A 19,779-nucleotide genomic window follows, 5' to 3' on the forward strand; every position below is an offset into this window, starting at 1 on the left:
ACTATCTTCTCAACATCCACACCGGGGAATGCATCTATGACACATAAATCAGCATCACCAAATTCCAAATCCTCAAATGCCTCATTGAATATTTCATAGCCATCAGAAATGCCGTTTATTTCCAGATTGTTTTTCAAAGCCTCAATCATTTCGGGATTGATATCATTAAAAATCACCTTTTCAAATCCGAATTTGAGCAGATAGATTCCAAGGGCTCCAAGTCCGCACATGCCGTCAATTGCGGTTCCATTTTTGATACCATTATTGTTCAGGAAGTTGTGCAGCCTTACCAGCTTATCTTCGGTGGTCATTGCAACTTCGATGTGGTGTCTTGACTGTCTTTTGACCAGAACTATCTTTTCCCGAATCAGGGTTCTCATGACATTTATCTGGGTGTCATCGCCTTCAAGAATTTCAAAGTGGCTGATTTGTGAATCCTTATCCAACTGGCCGACAGTGCTCTGCGGACTTCCCTTAAGGACACATTTGACCTCGGGAACTTCTTCAATCAATCTTGATGCCGCATCCTTAGTGAAATCAGGATGAAGCAGTATCAGTGCCTTTTCTCCAATGAACTGCGGGTTCAGGCTGCTGTAGTAAAATCCGGACAGAGGCACGGGAGAGTTTCTTCTGAGAGTTGCCTTTTCAGGCACGATTCCCTCTTCAATCATGATTTTGAGAATATGGCTCATAACAATATCCAGCGGCCTTTTTCCACATTCGCATCTCATATACTCCCCGTCGAGAATTTCAAAATCAATCAGGTCTTTCAATGGGGAAAATTTCTTTATTTGGACATCCCTGCATTTTTCACATTCTTCAAGCGATTTGATTTTTTCATCGATTTCCAAGATAAAAACCACCTCAAAATTGCATTAATGTTTAAATATTGTTTTATATCACTAATAATGCTTTCAAAAGTAATAAAAACTTTATAAGTTAGTAATACTAATTAGTAACTATAACTGAAAATCACCGTTGGCGAAAATATGAACAAGGACATAATACCACAATATGATGTAACAAAGCAAGAATACTCTCCCGAAGAGAAAGTCCTTTTGGGAGAAATGCGCGAGAACCTGGTTGACCTGGCCATATCAACTGGCGAAAACTTCCAGGTGAGTGAAGAAAGACTGTTAAATGACATAAAGAACTTTTTATCCTTAAGGTTGAGCGGGACACTTCAAGATAATGGAATCTCAAATGAATATTTGGACAGGTTGTCACGAAAGTTCCTGAGGGACATCATCGGATATGGGGCAATTGACCCCCTGATTCAGGATGATGAGCTTGAGGAAATCATGATTATCGGAACTTCAAAGCCCATATTCGTCTACCATCGGGAATATGGAATGATGAAGACAAACCTCCAGTTCAGCGATGAGGGCGAACTCAGAGACCTGATTGATTCTATTGCCAGACAAATCAACAGAAGGATTGACCAGGAATCGCCGATTCTTGATGGAAGGCTTATGGACGGCTCCAGAATCAATGCCACAATACCTCCCGTTTCGGCTGACGGGCCTTCGCTCACCATACGGAAGTTTAAAAGAGACCCTCTGACCATCATCGACTTGATTAATTCAAGGACGATTTCCCTGGACCTGGCGGGATTTCTCTGGCTTTGCATCGACGGGCTTGGAGTCAAATCAGCAAATGCCATAATTTCCGGAGGGACAAGTTCCGGAAAGACTACTACATTGAATGCGCTTTCAGCATTCATAAATCCCAATGAGAGAATCATTACAATTGAAGATACCTTGGAGCTTCAGATTCCCCACGAGCATGTCATCCGGATGGAAACACGGCCTGCCAATGTCGAGGGCAAGGGCGAGCTGACAATGAATGACCTTGTCAAGAATTCACTGAGGCAACGCCCCGACAGGATCATCGTTGGAGAGGTCAGGGCCGATGAGGCAATCACCCTTTTCACTGCACTGAATACAGGGCATTCAGGCTTTGGAACCCTGCACTCCAATGACGCAAGGGAAACCATAACAAGACTTACCAACGAACCGATGTCAGTTCCCGAAATAATGATTCAGGCAATCGATTTTATAATAATGCAGAACAGAATTTACACACCTTCGGGAGTTTCATTCAGGAGAATCAGCGAAGTTGCCGAAGTTGTAGGCATGGAGGAAGGCACTGTCCAGCTGAACAAGATATTCCAATGGAATCCCGAAAGGGACACAATCGACAATATCGGCATAACAAGCAATACCCTGCAGCAAATTGCAAACCTGAGCGGAAAGTCAATCATCGAGCTTCAAAACGAGATTGAAAACAGAAAGCTGGTGTTAAAGCATATGATCAATCAGAACATACGTTCAGTTGAAGGGGTCAACAGCGTTATAGAGCTGTATTATAAAAATCCTAAGAAGGTTTTAAACAGGATTATTCTGAACAGGTGAGTGGGATGTTTGACCGATTTTTCATAATCATAGGAGGAGGCGCATTATCCCTCATCAGCTTTTTTTCCGACCTGTCATTTAAAGGAGAGAATGAAAACACCCGCATCGACCCGTTAATGCTTGAAAAGTTAAATTTCGACAACAATACCAAACAAACAAACTATGAAACCCGCTTCGATAAATTAAGGGATGAATTGCTTGAAATCCTTTTGAAAAAACATGTAATGGGATTGCTGTTTATCGGATTGGTTGTGACTGCACTTTTCACCGGCCTGGAGATTGGCGGAATGTATCTGATTATAGTGGTCATGATTTACATCTTCCTGCTGCAGTATCCCTACATGAAAGAGCAGAGAGGTTATTCTGACTTGAATCAGGAGCTTCCCTATGCATTAAGGCATATGAGCATTGAGCTGAAGGCAGGAAGGGGACTGCACGATGCACTGATAACCATAAGGAATGCCAATTACGGATCACTTTCCAGGGAGTTCAACAGGGTTCTTGAAGAAATCAAGTTCGGAAAGCCGACTGAGGATTCCCTGCTTGAAATGTCGCATCGGGTCAAGTCCGAAGGTCTCACACGGGCAATCCACCAGATTGTCGGAACGCTTAGAGTGGGAGGCAATCTGGCAGGTAGCCTGGAGATAATTGCAAAGGACATTTCATTTGATATGCAGATAAAACTAAAAGAGTTTTCGCAGAAGCTGAACTCATTCATATTGATTTATACATTTATAGCCATATTGGCGCCGGTGATAAGTCTGATTATGCTGATGGCAGCATCGACGGTTATGGGTGATGTGATATCCTCAGAACTGATATTTGTGATTTATGTGATATTTTTCCCATTGGTCGTGATGTTCATGGGACTGTTCATCAAAAAACTAGAGCCTAAAATTTGAATTAGGGTTAGAATATTGATTCAAACCCTTTTGATGCAAGTAATCCTGCAAAGTCGCCTTCCTTATCCATGACGATGTTTCCTTTGGAATATTGGTCGAGTGCAGCATTTATCATTGCAGATTTAACACTAGGACTGCTTGAAGCCGCTTTTGCCGCAGCCTTAACAATACCCATCACTGCATCCCCTCTGGATACACCACCGTTTCCATCTTCACGGATGATGTCGATTCCACTTGCATTTGTAGTTTCCCCATTGATTTTCAATGGTCCTGCAGCGGAAAGAATCGCATCGAGAGCCTGACTGTTAATGGCTACAACGGAATCGATTTTGGTGTTTGTACGGTATTCGACAATTTCCTTTGCATACTGCAAACCCTTCTCATTGTCGGCATCCCAGAATGCATCGTGAAGAAGCAGCGCTGATCCCGCACCCTGATCCTGCGCTTCCTTAGGTTCGGAAGCTGTAGGGTGTGTCATGTCTCCAGGATAGAAAGGAGTGTAATTTTTAAGAGTACCATTCTCTAAATTGACGATGAATGCCATGTCACAAGCGCCCATTCCAGGCCTGCTTTCACTCTCATCAATTGCACATACCAGGATATTTCTATTTCCATGAGTAAGCATGCTGTCATGTCCTAAAAATAGTGCTCCTGCAATAACTGCTATCAATCCTATTAGAATAACAACAAGTATTACGATAATAAGTCTTCTTGTCCTATCCATGATAATTACCTACGTTAATTTGATATTTTTTAAAGCATATTATAATTAAAATTTCATTATAAATATAGTTATGTATTACAGAGAATTTAAAAAAAATCATAAAAGGATAGTGAAATTAAATATGTAAACCATATTTAATTTCTGAGAGTAGTTATATGTTTTCATCTAAAATAGATAATAGATTGGTGTTTTTGTTGAGGAGAGTTAAACACCAATTCGTGTTTTTTGGGAAATTTTTGGCAGAAGATTTCCCGGGCGCCAAATTAGAGAAATTGTGAAAAATCTAATTTGACAAATCTTTTATATTTTGGAGATTGTATTATTATCGACTGATAATATGTTTTGTTAAGTGAAAATTTAGGTATGCCTAAATTCATGTCACTTGTATAAAAGTAGGTCACCATAGTATATAAAGGTTTTGGTAATTTTTAGGTATACCTAAATTTTTTTACACCATGGCTCTGAAAAATTAACATGTGTTATATTAAAGTAGATCAACATGGTATATAAATATTTTGGACAACCAAAAAAATATTCGGATTTCAAAAAAATCCATAAAAGTAGGTGAAATTAAATATGGAAGCCATATTTAATTTCTGAGAGTAGTTATATGTTTTCATCTAAAATAGATAATTAATTGGTGTTTTTGTTGAGGAGAGTTAAACACCAATTCGTGTTTTTTCGGGAAATATTGGCAGAAGATTTCCCTTGTATTAAATTAGAAAATTGTGAAAAGCTAATTTAATACCAAATATTTATATTTTGGAGATTGTATTATTATTGACTAATAATATGTTTTGTTAAGTGAAAATTTAGGTATGCCTAAATTCATGTCACTTGTATAAAAGTAGGTCATCATAGTATATAAAGGTTTTGGTAATTTTTAGGTATGCCTAAATTTTTTAACACTATGACTCTGAAAAATTAACATATGTTATATAATAGTTGTTGATCATAGCATATAAATATTTTGATTAACCAAAAAAAATTTAAAAGGGAAAAATGAATTTCCCTTATCTTTTTACTTTAACTGTAGTTTTGATAGTGTCTTTAAGATAGGTAATTTTAACGGCGTATTTTTTACCTTTCTTGAGTTTTTTGATAACATTCTTTTTAACTGTTACCTTAGCTATACCTTTCTTGTTGGTTTTAGCCTTGTAGGTTTTGCCTTTGAATTTGAATGTTATTTTCTTGTTTTTGATGGCTTTGTTTTTGCTGGTTTTCAATGTTGCTTTTAAAACCAATTTCCTTGCGGATTTTTTAACAGTCACAGTCTTTTTAGATTTCAAAACTTGTTTTACTTTAACTGTTTTTGAAATTGTTTGACCTGCAAATGTGACTTTTAAAGTATAGGTTCCAGGAGTAACAACATTTGGTATTTTAAATGAAACATAACCGTTTGCATCAGTAATTGCAGTATAACGTTTATTTTTAATGGTGATTGTTACTTTTTGACCTTTAATCAACGGATTGGCAAAGTCATCATAAACCCTTACTTTAAATGCAGTTCCGTCAAAGTAATCCATTACAATATTGTTTGCATTGCCGAATCTTGAAACTATATTGATTATAATGTAATCCTCATCACCGGTTACGTCATTATAAACGAATAGCTGGTGTGTGCCGATGTTTAAGTTAAGATTATGGACAATTAAAACACCTTCACCATTAGTTTTTCCTAATGTGACATTTTTACCGTTAATGCTTCCAGTGAAAACAGTATTATTCAAAGCATTGCCGTCCTCATCTGTAAAACCGATTAAAATATACAAGTCAGAATTAAGAGTCCTTGTAACCTCCTCATTCATTACTATGGACGGGTAAATTTCAAGAGAGCTCATGATTTCCTCATCATCAAAGGAAGTGATAATGGTGTAGTTTCCAGTTTCGAAGGTCATATTGAATACCACTTTTCCATCCTTGACAGTGGCATTTGCTATACTTTTACCACTTTTAGCAATGGTTATGACAGCTCCTTCAATTGAACTCCTGATTTCAAGATTGGTCTTATTGTTGGAATATACTTTTACTCCACTGACATTATTGGCATTGTTTAAAGTATATACCTTAATGGATGCAGTTCTGCCTCTATTGGCCAACTCCTCATGTCCTTCTGGAGTATCCACAACAGAATGTTGCTTTTGGAAGAACAATCTTGAATTATAAACACAAGGAACCCTATTGTTATCAACTTCGATTTCGATAGAAAACTTGTCTCCTTTATTAACAGCGACAGTTTTATCTAACTTGATTGTTTGGAAACCATAATAAGCAGATTTTCCCTTTTGGGAATAAACCAAGTTTCCGTTAACTTTGACTTTAATAGTGTATGTAGTGTTATCATTTAAAAAGTATGTTCCGACAGCTGCAATCAAATCATTGCCTATGGAATCATAAGTGTTGGTATATGAAAGGCTGTTGACTCCATCATATGTTAAAAATACGTCAAATGCCGGAATATCATACTGATAAAGCTTAGTGTAAACATCGGTATTGTTTATGATATATGCAATGGCAGCGGCATCCAATAATGGAGCGTCAGCATATGAAAGGTAGAAGTATCCTTCATCTCCCCACTCGGTTCCCCAACTGTTTTTAACAATCCATGCACCATCCATACCCGGGTCCATAATAAAGTTGGTTCTGCTGTATGTGTCATTCCATCCGACAATTGTTACAAAATGGTTTCCTAAGGTCTTATTGTCACAGTATAATGCATGACTTGTCTTATTATAATATTTATTTTGAGGGTCTGCACCGTTAACGTGGATAGTCAATGCACCATATTTAAGCAATGCCTGTTTTACGGCGGTGCTGTTTTTGGTGTTGACAAACATCACATCGGTAAAGTGATAGCTGTCTGGAGTGAACAATATCTGAGATATTTTTCCAAGCTCGTCATAAACATCATATTCGGCATTGACAATTCCAAGCCAGCTTAAAACATAACCTGCACCGCTGATCAAATATCCTCCTTCAGTGAGGCTCGGTTTACCAAATATGGAATACCTTAATCCGGAATTTTGAATATTGTTTTCGGAAATGTCCAATGTGATTCCGGTAGCTATCTTGAATGCAGATTCAAGTGCGCCGGTTGTACCGAATGCCCAGCAGGCACCGTTTGATCCCTGGTTTTTAACTGGAGTTGTGGCATTGAAATTACGTAAATCAAAGAATGAGTCGGTTACACTTCCATTGATTTTAATAGGGTTTAAAACAATTTTTTTACCTTCAAAATCAACGACATAAGGGTAATATACATCGTCGAAAACATACTTATCAAGTTGACCTTGAGGACCTAAACCACAATTTTTGAATTCTGAATTTGCACTATTGAAATAGGAATGGAAAAATTCACCATTATTACGAGAATTTGAATCGACAATTATGAAAGAGGTATCATATAAAAAGATAGCTCCGCCCTCAGATGCATTGTTGTCTGTGAAATTACATAATCTGATGTCAACATCATTACTGTAATCTGCATATAGAGCTCCACCTCGGGATAAGCTATTTGAATATTGTATATAGTTATTCTTAAAAATGGAGCCAAATGCATAAACGGTGGCATTTGAGGAGTATATTGCTCCGCCGCTATATACTGCATGATTGTTTTCAAAAAGAGAACTGAGAACATTCACAAATCCCCCCAGCTGAAGTATTGCTCCACCAAATTCGGAAGAACAGTTTGTAAACTTGGTGAGATTGATAACGGAAGATCCCCTTAAATATGCATCGCTTTCTGCATTTGCATCAATGAAAATAGCTCCACCATTTCTAGTGGCACGTACATTTTCAAATTCGCAGTTTTGAACTGTAATCATTGGCCTATTTGAATTCTTAACACCAAGGGCCCCACCAGTGGCACTTGCAGACAAGTTAACAAATGTGGAGTTGTATGTTCTGAGATATGAATTGGTTATTGCATATGCTACAGTTGCATATTTGGCCTTTAAATTCGCGAAAGCACAATCGTTTATATTTACAGTTGAACCTGCAGAAGCATATATCAATGACCATTCCATAGGATTTTTATTCATGAATTCTGATTTGTTGATGGTCACTACACTAAAACGTGCACTGATTGCCGCTCCATATTTAGCGTAGTTTTCTGAAAATTTACAATTGTTTACAGTAAGAAAAGAATCATCAACATAAATTGCTCCCCCGGAAGAGCCATCCTTATTATTTATAAAGGTTACATTGTTTAAAATCAGAGTTGAGTTCTCATAAACATCGATAGGTGATTGAATACAATTCTTAAAAGTTAAATTATTAATGGTAATCTTAGTAACATTTCTAATTTTAAGAGCACCGGCCTTTCCATCACCATCAACAACATGATTATTACCGTTTATTGTATAGGTCTGGCCAGCGCTTCCCACAAACTCCACTTGCGTACGATTATCATTTGTTCCATCATATCTATAATCTGCTGTCAGACTTACCTCTGTACCATTATGTAAATCAGTGCTTAAGTCAGTGTAAGACTTTACCTGCCCCTCAGATATAACCTCATTATCAGTTACCCCTAAATCTGAGTCAGTCTGATTTGCATCTTCAGCAAAAGCAAATCCAACAGAGAAAATCATCAATATTAAAATAAATAAGCTTATTTTATAAATCTTCAAGATATCTTCTCCATTTAATTAGTACATTTAAAATTTTGTCATACAAAGTATATAATACATTAGAAAAATTTCAAAAAAATAGCATATTAGAAGAAAATATGAAATAAAAAAAAAGAAGTGAAATAAGTTATTGAAAAATAACTTAAATGATAATTGGAAAAATCAATGAATTAAATTTACATTAATCTTCCGACACCAGTAATCTCGATACTGGCAACACCAGGGATTGCTGAAACCATTTCTTCAACAGGTTCAGATCCGCCTTCACCGTCGTCGGTGATGAAGCTTAAGATGATTGCAACTAAACCGAATGCAATTGGTTCTTCTGCAATTTCGTGGATTTTAGCTCCTTCTGGCATTGAATCTTGAATAGTTGCTTTAATAGCTTCTAAATCTTCTTCTGGACTGTCTGGCATGATTTTCATAGTGGTTAATACTTCACCCATTCTAATTCCTCCTTTTAAATTTATGGTCCTTCAAAACCGCATTCACATTTGTAACCGTGACCGAAGGTACGGCATTTTTCACATCTTGCTATTTTTGCTCCACATTCTGGGCATTCGAATTCGACGAATGTTCCAGTTAATGGAATTTCTTGTTTACATGAAATACATTCAACTTTTTTCATTCTATTCACCTATTATTTGTGTGTAATCGAAGTTATAATCATTTATATTATCGTCTATTAAAGACATAACCCTTTCTGGGCACTTCCCATTCACAACATAACAATCAGTCCCATACCTTAATAAAAGAGTCGGCAGCATTGCATCAATCGATGACTCCTGAAAAGTTAGCATTGTTGTTGCATCGATTTTACTTATGAATGTTGAACCTGGCTCTTTCGGTTCATGGGTATATATACCATTTACATTTGTTACTATTAAAAGGTTTGCATTTAGGAGGTGGGCAACATATGCCGCAATCGAATCTGAAGTCACATCCCAGCTGCATTCGAAGGGATCCTCTTTTCTTAAAAATTCGGAAACGACAAAAATGGGAGTGAATCCTTCATCGGATATTTCACGAACTTCATCCAACGTATATGCCAGTCTTGCAGAATCCACCTTATCGTTTACAAGTTTTGCAATGATTTCCATGCAATCGATGGCTGTCCAGTGGTTTGCCTCGTCACTGAATTTCATTTCAGAGTCATATCTGCGAATCAAGTTGGCAAATTCTCCGCCACCCAAAACTATAACTGAACCGGTGTTCTCAAGCCGTTTTGCCAGATCAATTGCATATTCTGGAAATAGGCTTCCCCCGATTTTTACAACCTGTTTTATGCACATAATTTCAACCATGTTTAATTAAAAGCAGCTTCGATTAAATGACACATTGCCTACAAAAGTTTCAAATCACCAGTCACTTCATCAAGGATTTCATCCTCATCCGGACCAAGTGCCAAAACTGTAACGCTTGATGTAGGTATCTGGGTCCTTCCCGCATCAACTACAAGATAATTTGCAATGCCCTTTTTATCGGCAATCTTTTTAAGTTCAGTCAGCTCCTCCAAAGTCTGAACTTTTAAAACCACCTTTGCATAGGCCTCATTTTCCCATTTTCTGATTTTGTCAGCCGGCGATTTCTTATACGCACCAATTGCACCATGACAACACTGGGCTGCAATCTTTCCTTTGCGCATCTTTAAATCAGTCCTGACAATCATGACCTGTTTCATCTTATCCCCACAATACATTTTAAAAAAATAAATTAATTTCCTAACTATCGCTGCCTTGATAAAAATAAAAAAATAAAAAAACTAGAAATAATCTAGTTTTCTACTCTAATTTGAAGTATACAACTACAATTGCTGCAATAACAATGAATACTGCGATAATCAACATTATAAGATATGTATTACCGGTCAAATTAAATCCTTGATTTGCAGAAGCGTTTGTATGGTTTGTAGCGTTTGTCAAATTATGATGTGTATTATTTGTGACATTTGTAACATTACCAGTTGAGTCAGCGTAGTCTGAATAACTGTATGTTGGTTGGTCAGTTGAATAAGAGTATGAACTTTGACCGCCGCTATAACTTGAACTGGAACCAGAATCAGAACTGGAACTGGAACTGGAACTTGAACCAGAATCAGAACTGGAATCAGAACTACTTGAACTAGTATCCGCTGAAGTATCAGAGCTACTTGAACTATCTGAAGATGAATCTGAAGATGGACTAGGTGTGTCAGATGAAGATGATCCGTCACTTCCAGAATCTGAACTATCAGATGATCCGTCACTTCCAGAATCTGCAAAAACAACTCCGCAAGCGGAAATCAGTATTACAAATACTAAAAATAAACCTAATATTTTATTGATTCTCATTTAATCACCAAAATAAACTTCTATATTTTACATTTAAACTTAATTACTTAAAACTTTTATCATATTTGAGGCAAAAATGTTGGCAAATTATATCATAATTGCGAAATGCACCAGGGCAAATATTGCAATAATTTAATTATATAGAATTAACAGAATTATATATGATTATATTTTTAAGGAGATTATAATGAGTCGTATATCAATTTTAGACAAAGACAGATGTCAACCCAAAAAATGCGATTATCTTTGCATACACTACTGTCCCGGCGTCAGAATGGATGAGGACACAATAGTGGTGGACGAAGATACAAAAAAACCGTTGATATCTGAAGAATTATGTGAAGGGTGCGGAATATGTACCAACAGATGCCCATTTGATGCTATTTCAATCATAAACTTGCCAGAAGCGGCAGGCGAACCGATCCACAGATTCGGACAAAACCAGTTTGAACTGTTCGGATTACCTAATCTGGAAGCGGGAACCGTTTTAGGACTTCTCGGTCCAAACGGAATCGGTAAGTCCACAATCATGAACATCCTGTCAGGAAGCCTGATTCCAAACTTCGGAGACTTTGAAAACAAGCCTGAAAACTGGGATGCAGTGATTGACTTTTACAAAGGGTCATCACTTCAGAAATACTTCCAGGACCTGTCCGAAGGCAACATCAAGACCATCCTCAAACCTCAAATGGTCGACAAGCTTCCAAAGGTCGTGAAAGGTAAGGTAAAAGATTTATTAAGTAATGTTAATGAACGTGACAAGCTTGAATATGTTACCGAAGAACTGCAGCTGGAAAACGTTCTTGACCGTAAGATGGAAAACCTGAGTGGAGGAGAGCTTCAGAGGGTTGCTATAGCTGCAACCGTCCTGAGGGAAGGCGATTTCTACTACTTCGACGAACCGACATCCTGGCTTGACGTGTCACAAAGGCTGAATGCGGTTAAGGTAATCAGGTCACTTGCCGAAGAGGGCAAAAGCGTGCTTGTCATCGAACACGACCTCGCCACATTGGACGCACTGTCCGACAATATCCATATCCTATACGGACAGCCTGGAGGATATGGTGTAGTTTCAGGCAGAAAAGGAGTTCGTTTAGGTATCAATGCATACATCAACGGATTTTTAGCTGAAGAGAATGTGAGAATCAGGAGAAATCCTATCGAATTTACAATCAGACCACCTACTCCTGAAGACGAAGGAGATTCACTTGCAAGCTATTCCGACCTGTCAAAGGAGTATGACGGATTCAGCCTGACTGCAGATGCGGGCGAAATATTCTATGATGAAATCGTCACAGCATTCGGGTCAAACGGTATAGGTAAGACAACATTCGCCAAGATATTGGCTGGCGTGGAAGAGCCTACAACCGGAGAAGTTGACGAAGAGGTTACAATAGCATACAAGCCACAATATATCGTTTCAAACTTTGAAGGAACTGTAAGCGACTTTTTATTCATGAACGCGCCAAGTTTCGGATCAAAAATCTTTGAAAGCGAAATAATGAAACCTCTGACACTGGATGAAATGCTAGACAAGCCTGTCAAAGGCCTGAGTGGTGGTGAGCTTCAAAGGCTGGCAATTGCCGCAACACTGTCAAAGGACGCTGAAATCTATCTTTTCGACGAGCCGACAGCATTTCTGGATGTTGAGCAGAGGCTGATTGCCGCAAGAGTCATTCGTAAGATGGTTGAAAGCCAGAATGCAGCCTCACTTATTGTTGACCACGATATCGTATTTATCGACTACATCTCCGACAGGGCAATGGTGTTTGACGGAACTCCTGGTCTCAACGGTCATGCTTCAAAGCCGACCGACTTAAGGAATGCAATGAACGAGTTTTTAGGAAACCTCAACATTACATTCAGAAGGGATAAGGAAACCAAAAGACCAAGGGTTAACAAGCTCGACAGTTACAAAGACCGTGAGCAAAAAGAAAAAGGAGAATATTACTACTTATCCGATTAAGTAGAATTCTCTTAATTTTATTTTTTTTAAATATTTTCCAATTCTTTCAGGATATATCTTTTCAATATTTCAACTGCCTTTTCACCGTCTTCATCAAGGCGAACCGCATCCAACGGATTTAAATCATAAGCCTTGACAATTGCATCAGCAGCGATGTTTTTGACTGATTCAATATTCTTTTCATTCAGGATTACTGAAGCGCAATCATCAGCGCAACCTGTAATTGTAACAATCTCTGCATCATCCAGAATAGGTGCACAATTGTTTGGCTGTGCTGAATACTCGGTAATGCAAGCCGCAACAATGTTTTCATTTTCCAATGCCAACTCAACGCTGGCGGCCCTTACAACTAACCCTAATGGAGACAATCCACTACATGATACCAATGCTATTTTATCACTCATTTTTTCATCCTCGAATATCTTTTTTTAACTTTATCATAACCTCTTTTGTAAAACGGACAGAAATTGATGCAGACGCTGCATCCTTCACGATGGGCAGTGCACAATTTCCTTAAAAACTTTTCATCATCATCAAATGCATTTTCAGGACATCTGTCAATGCATACTCCACAGGTTGAGCAGTAGTCACGGACCCATTCCAGCTCGTTTTCAGTTTTGAACGGCAGATTTTCGATTGAGGTTTCAATCATGAAAAACCCAAGGTTCAATCCTTCCTTAAAAAGGCACATGTTGCTTCTTGTGATTACCGCATCATTTGACTGAAGCGCAATCGCCCTCAGGCTCACACGGTCATCCAGGGGATTGATCAGGTCTGCCTTAAAGCCGTTTTCCCTTAAGATGTCTGCAAGAGCAAATGCCTTTGCACCGACTTCCTGGAACTCCTCATCCATCAGTATGCACTTTTCCCTTGAGGGGTCCATTTTCAAGATTTCTTCAGACATTGCATATTTTAGAATTATGATATTATCCCAGTCGATGTCCCATTCCCTTTTAAATTCATCGTTCAATTTGGCATAGCTCAAACCGGCAAATCTTGAGGCAATGGCAATGTCTCTGAATTCATTTAAAAAATCGTCATCAATTGTGGTTTTGGGATGGTGAGGGTTTTCAATTTCATAAAAATTTGGAATAGGTTGATGATATCTGAATCTCATGCGAACCTATTTTGTCCTTAAAGCCTCAACGGCCTTAGGGAACTCTTCACAGAATATTTTAACTTCCTCAGTTGGAATTGAAAAACTTATACGCAAGTATCTGTCTCCAAACTCTTCGGAAGTGTATTCTCCTTCTCTTGTGAACAGTTTTTTCTCAATCAGGTAATTTGACATCGCTTTAGGATTTATTCCCGCACCGGAAAGGTCAATCACCATCATGTTTGCATCTGACGGATAAACCGGCAGGAACACACCTTCAATCGGCTCAATCATTTCATTGATGAGCCTTTGGTTTTCAAAGCAGGTTTCCCTCATTTTGTCAAACCATTGAGATTTTGATTTAAGTCCTGCAATCGCACCGTACTGTGAAATGATGTTTACGCCCAAATCGTTGACTACAGCATTTTTGATTGCATCTATTATAGGTTTTGAGGACACAACTCCTCCAACCCTTAAACCGGCCATTCCAAATATTTTTGAAAAGCTGTAGATTGTCAAGGTTTGGCCCGGAGCAAAGTTTTCCACTAAAAAGTGCTCTCTTGCGAAATCCTTGTATGTAATGTCATGCAATAAGTATAAGTCGTTTTCCTTTGCAATTTCTGCAAATTCCTTGAGTTCATCTTCTGTATATGATGAACCTAACGGATTTAAAGGATCTATCAATATTACCATACGGGTGTTTTCATCCATGTTCTCCCTTAAAAGCTTTGGAGTTAACTTGTAGTTGTTTTCCGGATAATAAATCGGAACATACCTTACTTCACCTGCAAATCTGTTTGCAAAGTCTCCAATGATGAAATAACCAGGATCGGATAAAATCACATTGTCTTCAGGTTCAAGAAGTGCCTGCATAACAAGATACAGGGATTCTGTTGCACCGGAGGTCAACAACACTTCCAAATCCTTTAATCCCAAATCGTCTAAAATCAATTGTTTAAGTTCACTGAATCCTTCAGGGGCAGGATATCTGCAGAATGTCTTTTCCTTAATGGCCTCAATCATAGCATCGGCTATTGTATCGTCATGCAAATGGTTGGTGTTCTGGCCCATCCAAATCATGTCCTTGTCCATATACATATCTTCAAAAAAGTCGTTAGCACATTCATATCCTTCTGGAGGTACTCTTTCGGTTTTTTGAAATTTCTTTTTTGGGTTTTTAATATCGAAATCCTTTTCCCTCATATTATCAGCTCAAACAATTCCAAAATTAATATATATTTTTAATTGTTAATAAAATTAACCTACTCAATACCATTTGAGGTGATTGAAAAAGTAACCTGCCTTCCTTCTGGAAGACTTCTGTGGCGCATTAAGGTGGCAATCCTCTGGTCAATCTCATTTCCGCGCTCCAATCTTATGATGACCTTGCTGATGTAGGCAATAATATCACCGCCGACCGCCTTGACTTCGCTGTTTCCCTCATCATCAAATGCATTGTAAATCTGGTTTGTGATGATTACCGCAATGTCATATCTGCGGGCGATGTTTGACAGCAGCTGAATCTGCTTTCTCAGCTCCTTGCTCAGCTTATATGACTTCATGTCATCCACCCGGTAAAGCGCAACGGCCGAGTCAAGCACTATCAGGTCAACCTCCTCATGGTGCTTTCTAAGCCACACGTCGATTGACCTCAGATTCTCGGTCTGCTGCAGAAAATCAGTCGGTTCGAAAACCATTATGTTATTGGCCACCTGTGAAAAATAAGGTCCTGAAATCTGCTTGATTCTGTCGATTGATATTCCTCCTTCGGTGTCAATGTATATTACTTTTCTGCCGGTCTTTGCAACATTGACTGTCAGCATCAACGCTACATTACTTTTACCGGAACTTGGAGATCCGAATATCTGGGTTATGCAGCCCTTTTCAAAACCTCCCTCGAGCAAATCATCGAGTGATGAGTTTGATGGGATTTTATGATTGTCTTCAAAATTGGCCAATACTTTCATGATACAATATTGATTTTTATATGTTATAAAAATTTTTAATCGATATCAAATATTGGTTAATGGAGTTAAAACATTAAAATAACAGTTAAAATCAGTTATTATGATTTTATTTGAAATTTTAACGATTATTTAATCCATAGTGACCAAACAGTTACCTTACCTTTATATATAACCTCAAACAATGCCAATAGTACAAAATCACAAGAGGTGAATAATATTGAAAAAACCCCTGATTACAATCCTAATGATAATATTTGCAGTCACAACCTGCATGAATTTCGTATCTGCAGAAAACGAGACAAATATCTTTAAAAGCAGCGAATCCGAGGAAGAGGTCCTTGCAAGAGAGGACGGCCATGTCAACATTACCTTTGACAACGGCTATAACGGATACTGCATCAACTATGGAGAGCACGAGGCAAAGACCGGCCAGGAATATAGTGTACAGGATACAACATATGCCACAAACAAGAATTCAGGCGAAAGTGTAGGCAACTACCTGAAAGTCTATTTTGTGGACTATTATGATGATGCGATGAGAAACGACATTGTCACACAGCATACAATCTGGCACTTTACCGATGATTTCAACGGATGGAGAATAGATCCGATTCTAATCGAAAACATCAAATCAACAGCATCAACAAAGACAATCCCTGACAATGGAGCCGTAAGGCAAATCAACAATACAACCGAAGCGGTGTTTGATTTCCAGGTATTGAGTTCAGACAAATCAGAACATCAGAACTTCTTTGCATATAAGATAACCTACAGAGACATTGTCAGAGAGATAATCGGCAATGCAACCAGTTCAAACAGCACAGCAAGTGAAAATCAAAATATTACTAACGCTACTGAAAACACTACCTCCACCGATAAACATGAAAATAATGCCAGTTCCATTGAAAACACTACCTCAAAGGAAGAACAAAAAAATATTGCCGAACCTGCAGAAGGAAGCGGCAAAACAGCAGCAGACAATGCCCGAAAGGTTTCAAAAGAAAATAATACCAAATCAATAAACCTGTCAAAACAGGTTACCGGAAAAAGAACCTTGGGAATAATACTGTTACTGATTGCGCTTGTAACAATAGCTGCAATAAACGTCAGAAGAGATTAATCCCTAATCTCTTATTATTTTTGGATTTAAACCTGTCAAATCGATGATTGATGATGCACTTTTGGATTCAAGCTCGCCCACATCAATCACAAGATCCACTTCGCAGCCGAGCTGCTCCAGGATTTCTGTGGGATTTGACAGCATTTCGTCGTCGGAGAGATTGGCGCTTGTCGTGGTTATCGGGAAAATGCCTGCCAATTTGCATGCGATTTCACAGTCCGGAACCCTTACGCCCACATTACTTAATCCTCCGGTGACGGATCTTGGAACGATTTTCCTTTTGTTTAAAATGAATGTGTATGGTCCTGGAAGGTATTCGCTGATGGTTTTCTTTTGGGACAGTGACGCCTTGGCGACCAGGTCTATTGCCCCAATATCACTTACAAGTATCGAAAGGGGCTTCAGATAGCTTCTTTTTTTAATATCAAATACTCTTCTAACGGCATTATTATCAAATATATTTGCCCCGAGCCCATAGACCGTGTCGGTAGGGTAGAGAACCACTCCACCATCGGCCAGGACACTTATTGCCTGGGATATGACTTTCATGTCAACTTCATCAATACTTGTTTTTAATACTTTCATTCATCTTTATATTGTATAAAATATTTATATATAATTATGCTTCAAAGTTTAAGACCATTATTGACAAAAATACTGAACCCGCTAGCCCGAAATCTGAACATCAATCCTAATATCGTAACGGTAATATCCCCGTTCGTTGCAGTTCTTGCGGCATACGGATTTGCAAATCACAATCTGATTTTAGGATTTATTGCGATACTGTTTTCAGGATTTCTTGATGTTGTCGACGGTGCGGTTGCAAGATACCATGACAGGGCATCCCCATTCGGCGCATTCCTTGACTCAACAATGGACAGGTTTGCGGATGCGATAATCTATATCGGAATCATATTCGGAGGATACTGCGACTGGTTTGTCGGTGTTCTGGCAATACATTCAGCGATAACAGTAAGCTATGTCCGTGCAAGGGCGGAATCACAGGGTGCAGAGTGCAACATCGGAATTGCTGAAAGGGCAGTCAGGATGATTATATTGATGGTCGGAGCAATAATCGGCTACTTTGCAGGCGACATCTACTTTACATACATTATTTACTTGTTAGTAGTATTATCCTACTTTACTGTAGCACAGAGAATCGTTTACGTTTGGAGGCAATTGAAATGACTGAACTGGAAAGCCCGGAAAAGATAGCAAAGGACATTGCAAAACTTGAAAGGAACCTGAATCAGGTGGCCCACATAGAGTTTGTCGGAAAGGAAAAGGAAGTCTATGACAGGGCAATCGACTACTGGAACGATTCCAAATATTACCTTGAAAAAGAGGACATGAGGACCGCATTCGGCTGTATCGAGTACAGTCACGGTTTGCTTGATGCCTTACGGATGATTCATGGAATCATCTGATTTCACTATTTTTATGAAATAAATATAAATTAAATTTTTAACTGAACGAAAAAAATTTTAAAAAACAGTTAAAATAAAAAAAAATAGCAAATAATGTCATTGCAGAGAAAAAAAATCTCCACAATATCCCATAGACATTAAATATAATACATTCGCTCTCAATAGAGATCTACTCAATAGTAGTCTCTTGTTAATTATATTGATAGTTTGAATATATAAGCTTAACTAATATTAAGAAAAAACTAAATATTGGCCATCTCAGGAGAAAAAGCCTCATGAAACATCAGTTTCCAGACCATCATTGACTTGTTGATATTTAATTACCTCATTGTGAGATGAAAAATTGAGTTATTATCTTCCTCTTAGAAGCAATAATGTCCTGATGTCTATAGATTCACCCTATTAAAATTAAAATTTGATACATGAACTATTTCTAAAAATAATATCCTATTGAAACATTAAAATATCTTAAAAAAAAGAAAAGTAAAATTTGATGTCTAGACATCAATTTTACTGTTGATTAAAGAGTCATCACCGGCAGATATTATCTCACCATCCAAAACTTCGATAACTCTGTCTGCAAGTTTGGCCACATCCATATCATGAGTTACAATAATCAGAGTTACATTCTTCTTTTCATGCAAATCGATTAGTTGCTTAAGGATTCTGCTACTTGTCTTTGAATCTAGTGATCCTGTGGGTTCATCCGCCAATATAATTGATGGGTTGTTGGCAAGTGCACGGGCGATGGCCACCCTTTGGCGCTCACCACCAGACAATTTATTCGGCTTCATGTCTGCCTTGTCCCTAAGACCGACATCATCCAGCAGCTTCAGTGCCCTTAACCTCATCTCTTTGGATGACAATTTCTGTGTAAACATCGGAATTTCTATGTTTTCAACAACGGAAATGTTCGGAATCAGATTGTGCAGCTGGAAAATGAATCCTATGCTTTCCGCCCTGAACTCATTGAGCTTTTTGGATGACTTCAGGTCCTGACCTGCAACGTTGATTGATCCTGAATCCGGAACATCCAAGGCGCCCAGCATATTGAGCAATGTTGACTTTCCGGAACCTGACGGACCTATGATTGAAACGAATTCCCCATCGGCGATTGTGAGGTCTATGCCATTCAGTGCCTTGATCTTTCCGTCCTCATAGCTTTTGTACAATCCATTTATCTCTACAGCATTCATAATATC

The 19,779-nt window shown here is 38.3% G+C and carries 20 protein-coding genes; 6 read left to right on the forward strand and 14 right to left on the reverse strand.

Translation table 11 applies throughout. The annotated features are described in order from the left end of the window. A partial coding sequence (locus QZN27_RS03380; RefSeq protein WP_296783612.1) for a methyltransferase occupies positions 1-851 on the reverse strand: 851 nt, incomplete at its 3' end. A gap of 138 nt (positions 852-989) precedes the next feature. Here QZN27_RS03380 and QZN27_RS03385 point away from each other — a divergent pair. Both QZN27_RS03385 and QZN27_RS03390 read left to right on the forward strand, forming a co-directional pair. Beyond that, positions 990-2,414: a CpaF family protein gene (locus QZN27_RS03385; protein WP_296783615.1), complete on the forward strand. Its 1,425-nt coding sequence runs from the start codon at positions 990-992 to the stop codon at positions 2,412-2,414. Positions 2,415-2,419: 5 nt separating this feature from the next. Then, complete coding sequence (locus QZN27_RS03390) at positions 2,420-3,316, forward strand: type II secretion system F family protein (RefSeq protein WP_296783618.1); 897 nt, start codon at positions 2,420-2,422, stop codon at positions 3,314-3,316. A 7-nt stretch (positions 3,317-3,323) separates the two neighbouring features. Here QZN27_RS03390 and QZN27_RS03395 read toward each other — a convergent pair whose 3' ends face one another. The 7 genes from QZN27_RS03395 to QZN27_RS03425 all read right to left on the reverse strand — a co-directional run bounded on the left by QZN27_RS03395 (position 3,324) and on the right by QZN27_RS03425 (position 11,001). Then, positions 3,324-4,040 carry a DUF4012 domain-containing protein gene (locus QZN27_RS03395; RefSeq protein WP_296783623.1) on the reverse strand — a complete coding sequence of 239 codons (717 nt, stop codon included), beginning with the start codon at positions 4,038-4,040 and terminating at the stop codon, positions 3,324-3,326. A 1,013-nt stretch (positions 4,041-5,053) separates the two neighbouring features. After that, positions 5,054-8,632, reverse strand: coding sequence for a C1 family peptidase (locus QZN27_RS03400; protein WP_296783626.1), 3,579 nt, complete (start codon positions 8,630-8,632; stop codon positions 5,054-5,056). 215 nt (positions 8,633-8,847) lie between these two features. Next, a complete protein-coding gene (locus QZN27_RS03405; protein WP_296783629.1) occupies positions 8,848-9,117 on the reverse strand; it encodes an elongation factor 1-beta in 270 nt (89 codons plus the stop codon). A gap of 20 nt (positions 9,118-9,137) precedes the next feature. Then, positions 9,138-9,299, reverse strand: coding sequence for a zinc finger domain-containing protein (locus QZN27_RS03410; RefSeq protein WP_292602964.1), 162 nt, complete (start codon positions 9,297-9,299; stop codon positions 9,138-9,140). A gap of 1 nt (position 9,300) precedes the next feature. Then, positions 9,301-9,963: a delta 1-pyrroline-5-carboxylate synthetase gene (locus QZN27_RS03415; protein WP_394346852.1), complete on the reverse strand. Its 663-nt coding sequence runs from the start codon at positions 9,961-9,963 to the stop codon at positions 9,301-9,303. 50 nt (positions 9,964-10,013) lie between these two features. Then, complete coding sequence (pth2, locus tag QZN27_RS03420; protein ID WP_292602968.1) at positions 10,014-10,352, reverse strand: aminoacyl-tRNA hydrolase; 339 nt, start codon at positions 10,350-10,352, stop codon at positions 10,014-10,016. Positions 10,353-10,452: 100 nt separating this feature from the next. Continuing rightward, positions 10,453-11,001 (reverse strand): hypothetical protein, encoded by a 549-nt coding sequence (locus QZN27_RS03425; RefSeq protein ID WP_296783636.1) that lies wholly within the window; start codon positions 10,999-11,001, stop codon positions 10,453-10,455. 187 nt (positions 11,002-11,188) lie between these two features. Between QZN27_RS03425 and QZN27_RS03430 the strand changes: the two genes are divergently transcribed. Beyond that, positions 11,189-12,967, forward strand: coding sequence for a ribosome biogenesis/translation initiation ATPase RLI (locus tag QZN27_RS03430; protein WP_296783638.1), 1,779 nt, complete (start codon positions 11,189-11,191; stop codon positions 12,965-12,967). Between the two features lie 26 nt (positions 12,968-12,993). Here the strand turns inward: QZN27_RS03430 and QZN27_RS03435 are convergent, their stop codons facing one another. From QZN27_RS03435 to radB, 4 genes are read right to left on the reverse strand one after another with little or no spacing between them, the layout of a single operon-like run. After that, positions 12,994-13,371, reverse strand: coding sequence for a putative zinc-binding protein (locus QZN27_RS03435; RefSeq protein ID WP_296783641.1), 378 nt, complete (start codon positions 13,369-13,371; stop codon positions 12,994-12,996). Next, a complete protein-coding gene (locus QZN27_RS03440) occupies positions 13,368-14,084 on the reverse strand; it encodes a 4Fe-4S binding protein (RefSeq protein WP_296783644.1) in 717 nt (238 codons plus the stop codon). Before QZN27_RS03440 ends, QZN27_RS03435 begins: the two co-directional genes overlap by 4 nt. A gap of 6 nt (positions 14,085-14,090) precedes the next feature. Next, positions 14,091-15,266, reverse strand: coding sequence for a pyridoxal phosphate-dependent aminotransferase (locus tag QZN27_RS03445; RefSeq protein ID WP_296783654.1), 1,176 nt, complete (start codon positions 15,264-15,266; stop codon positions 14,091-14,093). A gap of 59 nt (positions 15,267-15,325) precedes the next feature. Then, positions 15,326-16,030, reverse strand: a complete 705-nt coding sequence (gene radB / locus QZN27_RS03450) for a DNA repair and recombination protein RadB (RefSeq protein WP_296783657.1) — start codon at positions 16,028-16,030, stop codon at positions 15,326-15,328. A gap of 217 nt (positions 16,031-16,247) precedes the next feature. Between radB and QZN27_RS03455 the strand changes: the two genes are divergently transcribed. Next, positions 16,248-17,150: a hypothetical protein gene (locus QZN27_RS03455; protein ID WP_296783660.1), complete on the forward strand. Its 903-nt coding sequence runs from the start codon at positions 16,248-16,250 to the stop codon at positions 17,148-17,150. A gap of 3 nt (positions 17,151-17,153) precedes the next feature. Here QZN27_RS03455 and QZN27_RS03460 read toward each other — a convergent pair whose 3' ends face one another. Further along, a complete protein-coding gene (locus tag QZN27_RS03460) occupies positions 17,154-17,735 on the reverse strand; it encodes an L-threonylcarbamoyladenylate synthase (RefSeq protein WP_296783663.1) in 582 nt (193 codons plus the stop codon). Between the two features lie 36 nt (positions 17,736-17,771). On the opposite strand from QZN27_RS03460, the gene pgsA reads away from it, so the two are divergent. Both pgsA and QZN27_RS03470 read left to right on the forward strand, forming a co-directional pair. After that, a complete protein-coding gene (pgsA, locus tag QZN27_RS03465) occupies positions 17,772-18,338 on the forward strand; it encodes an archaetidylinositol phosphate synthase (RefSeq protein WP_296783666.1) in 567 nt (188 codons plus the stop codon). Then, entirely contained in the window at positions 18,335-18,577 is a 243-nt protein-coding gene (locus QZN27_RS03470; RefSeq protein WP_116592543.1) for a DUF357 domain-containing protein, read from the forward strand. The genes pgsA and QZN27_RS03470 overlap by 4 nt, the downstream gene beginning before the upstream one ends. 497 nt (positions 18,578-19,074) lie before the next feature. Here the strand turns inward: QZN27_RS03470 and QZN27_RS03475 are convergent, their stop codons facing one another. Next, positions 19,075-19,773: an ABC transporter ATP-binding protein gene (locus QZN27_RS03475; protein WP_296783668.1), complete on the reverse strand. Its 699-nt coding sequence runs from the start codon at positions 19,771-19,773 to the stop codon at positions 19,075-19,077. Positions 19,774-19,779: the final 6 nt, after the last annotated feature.

The sequence above is a fragment of the uncultured Methanobrevibacter sp. genome (assembly GCF_900316895.1).
Lineage (GTDB): Archaea > Methanobacteriota > Methanobacteria > Methanobacteriales > Methanobacteriaceae > Methanocatella.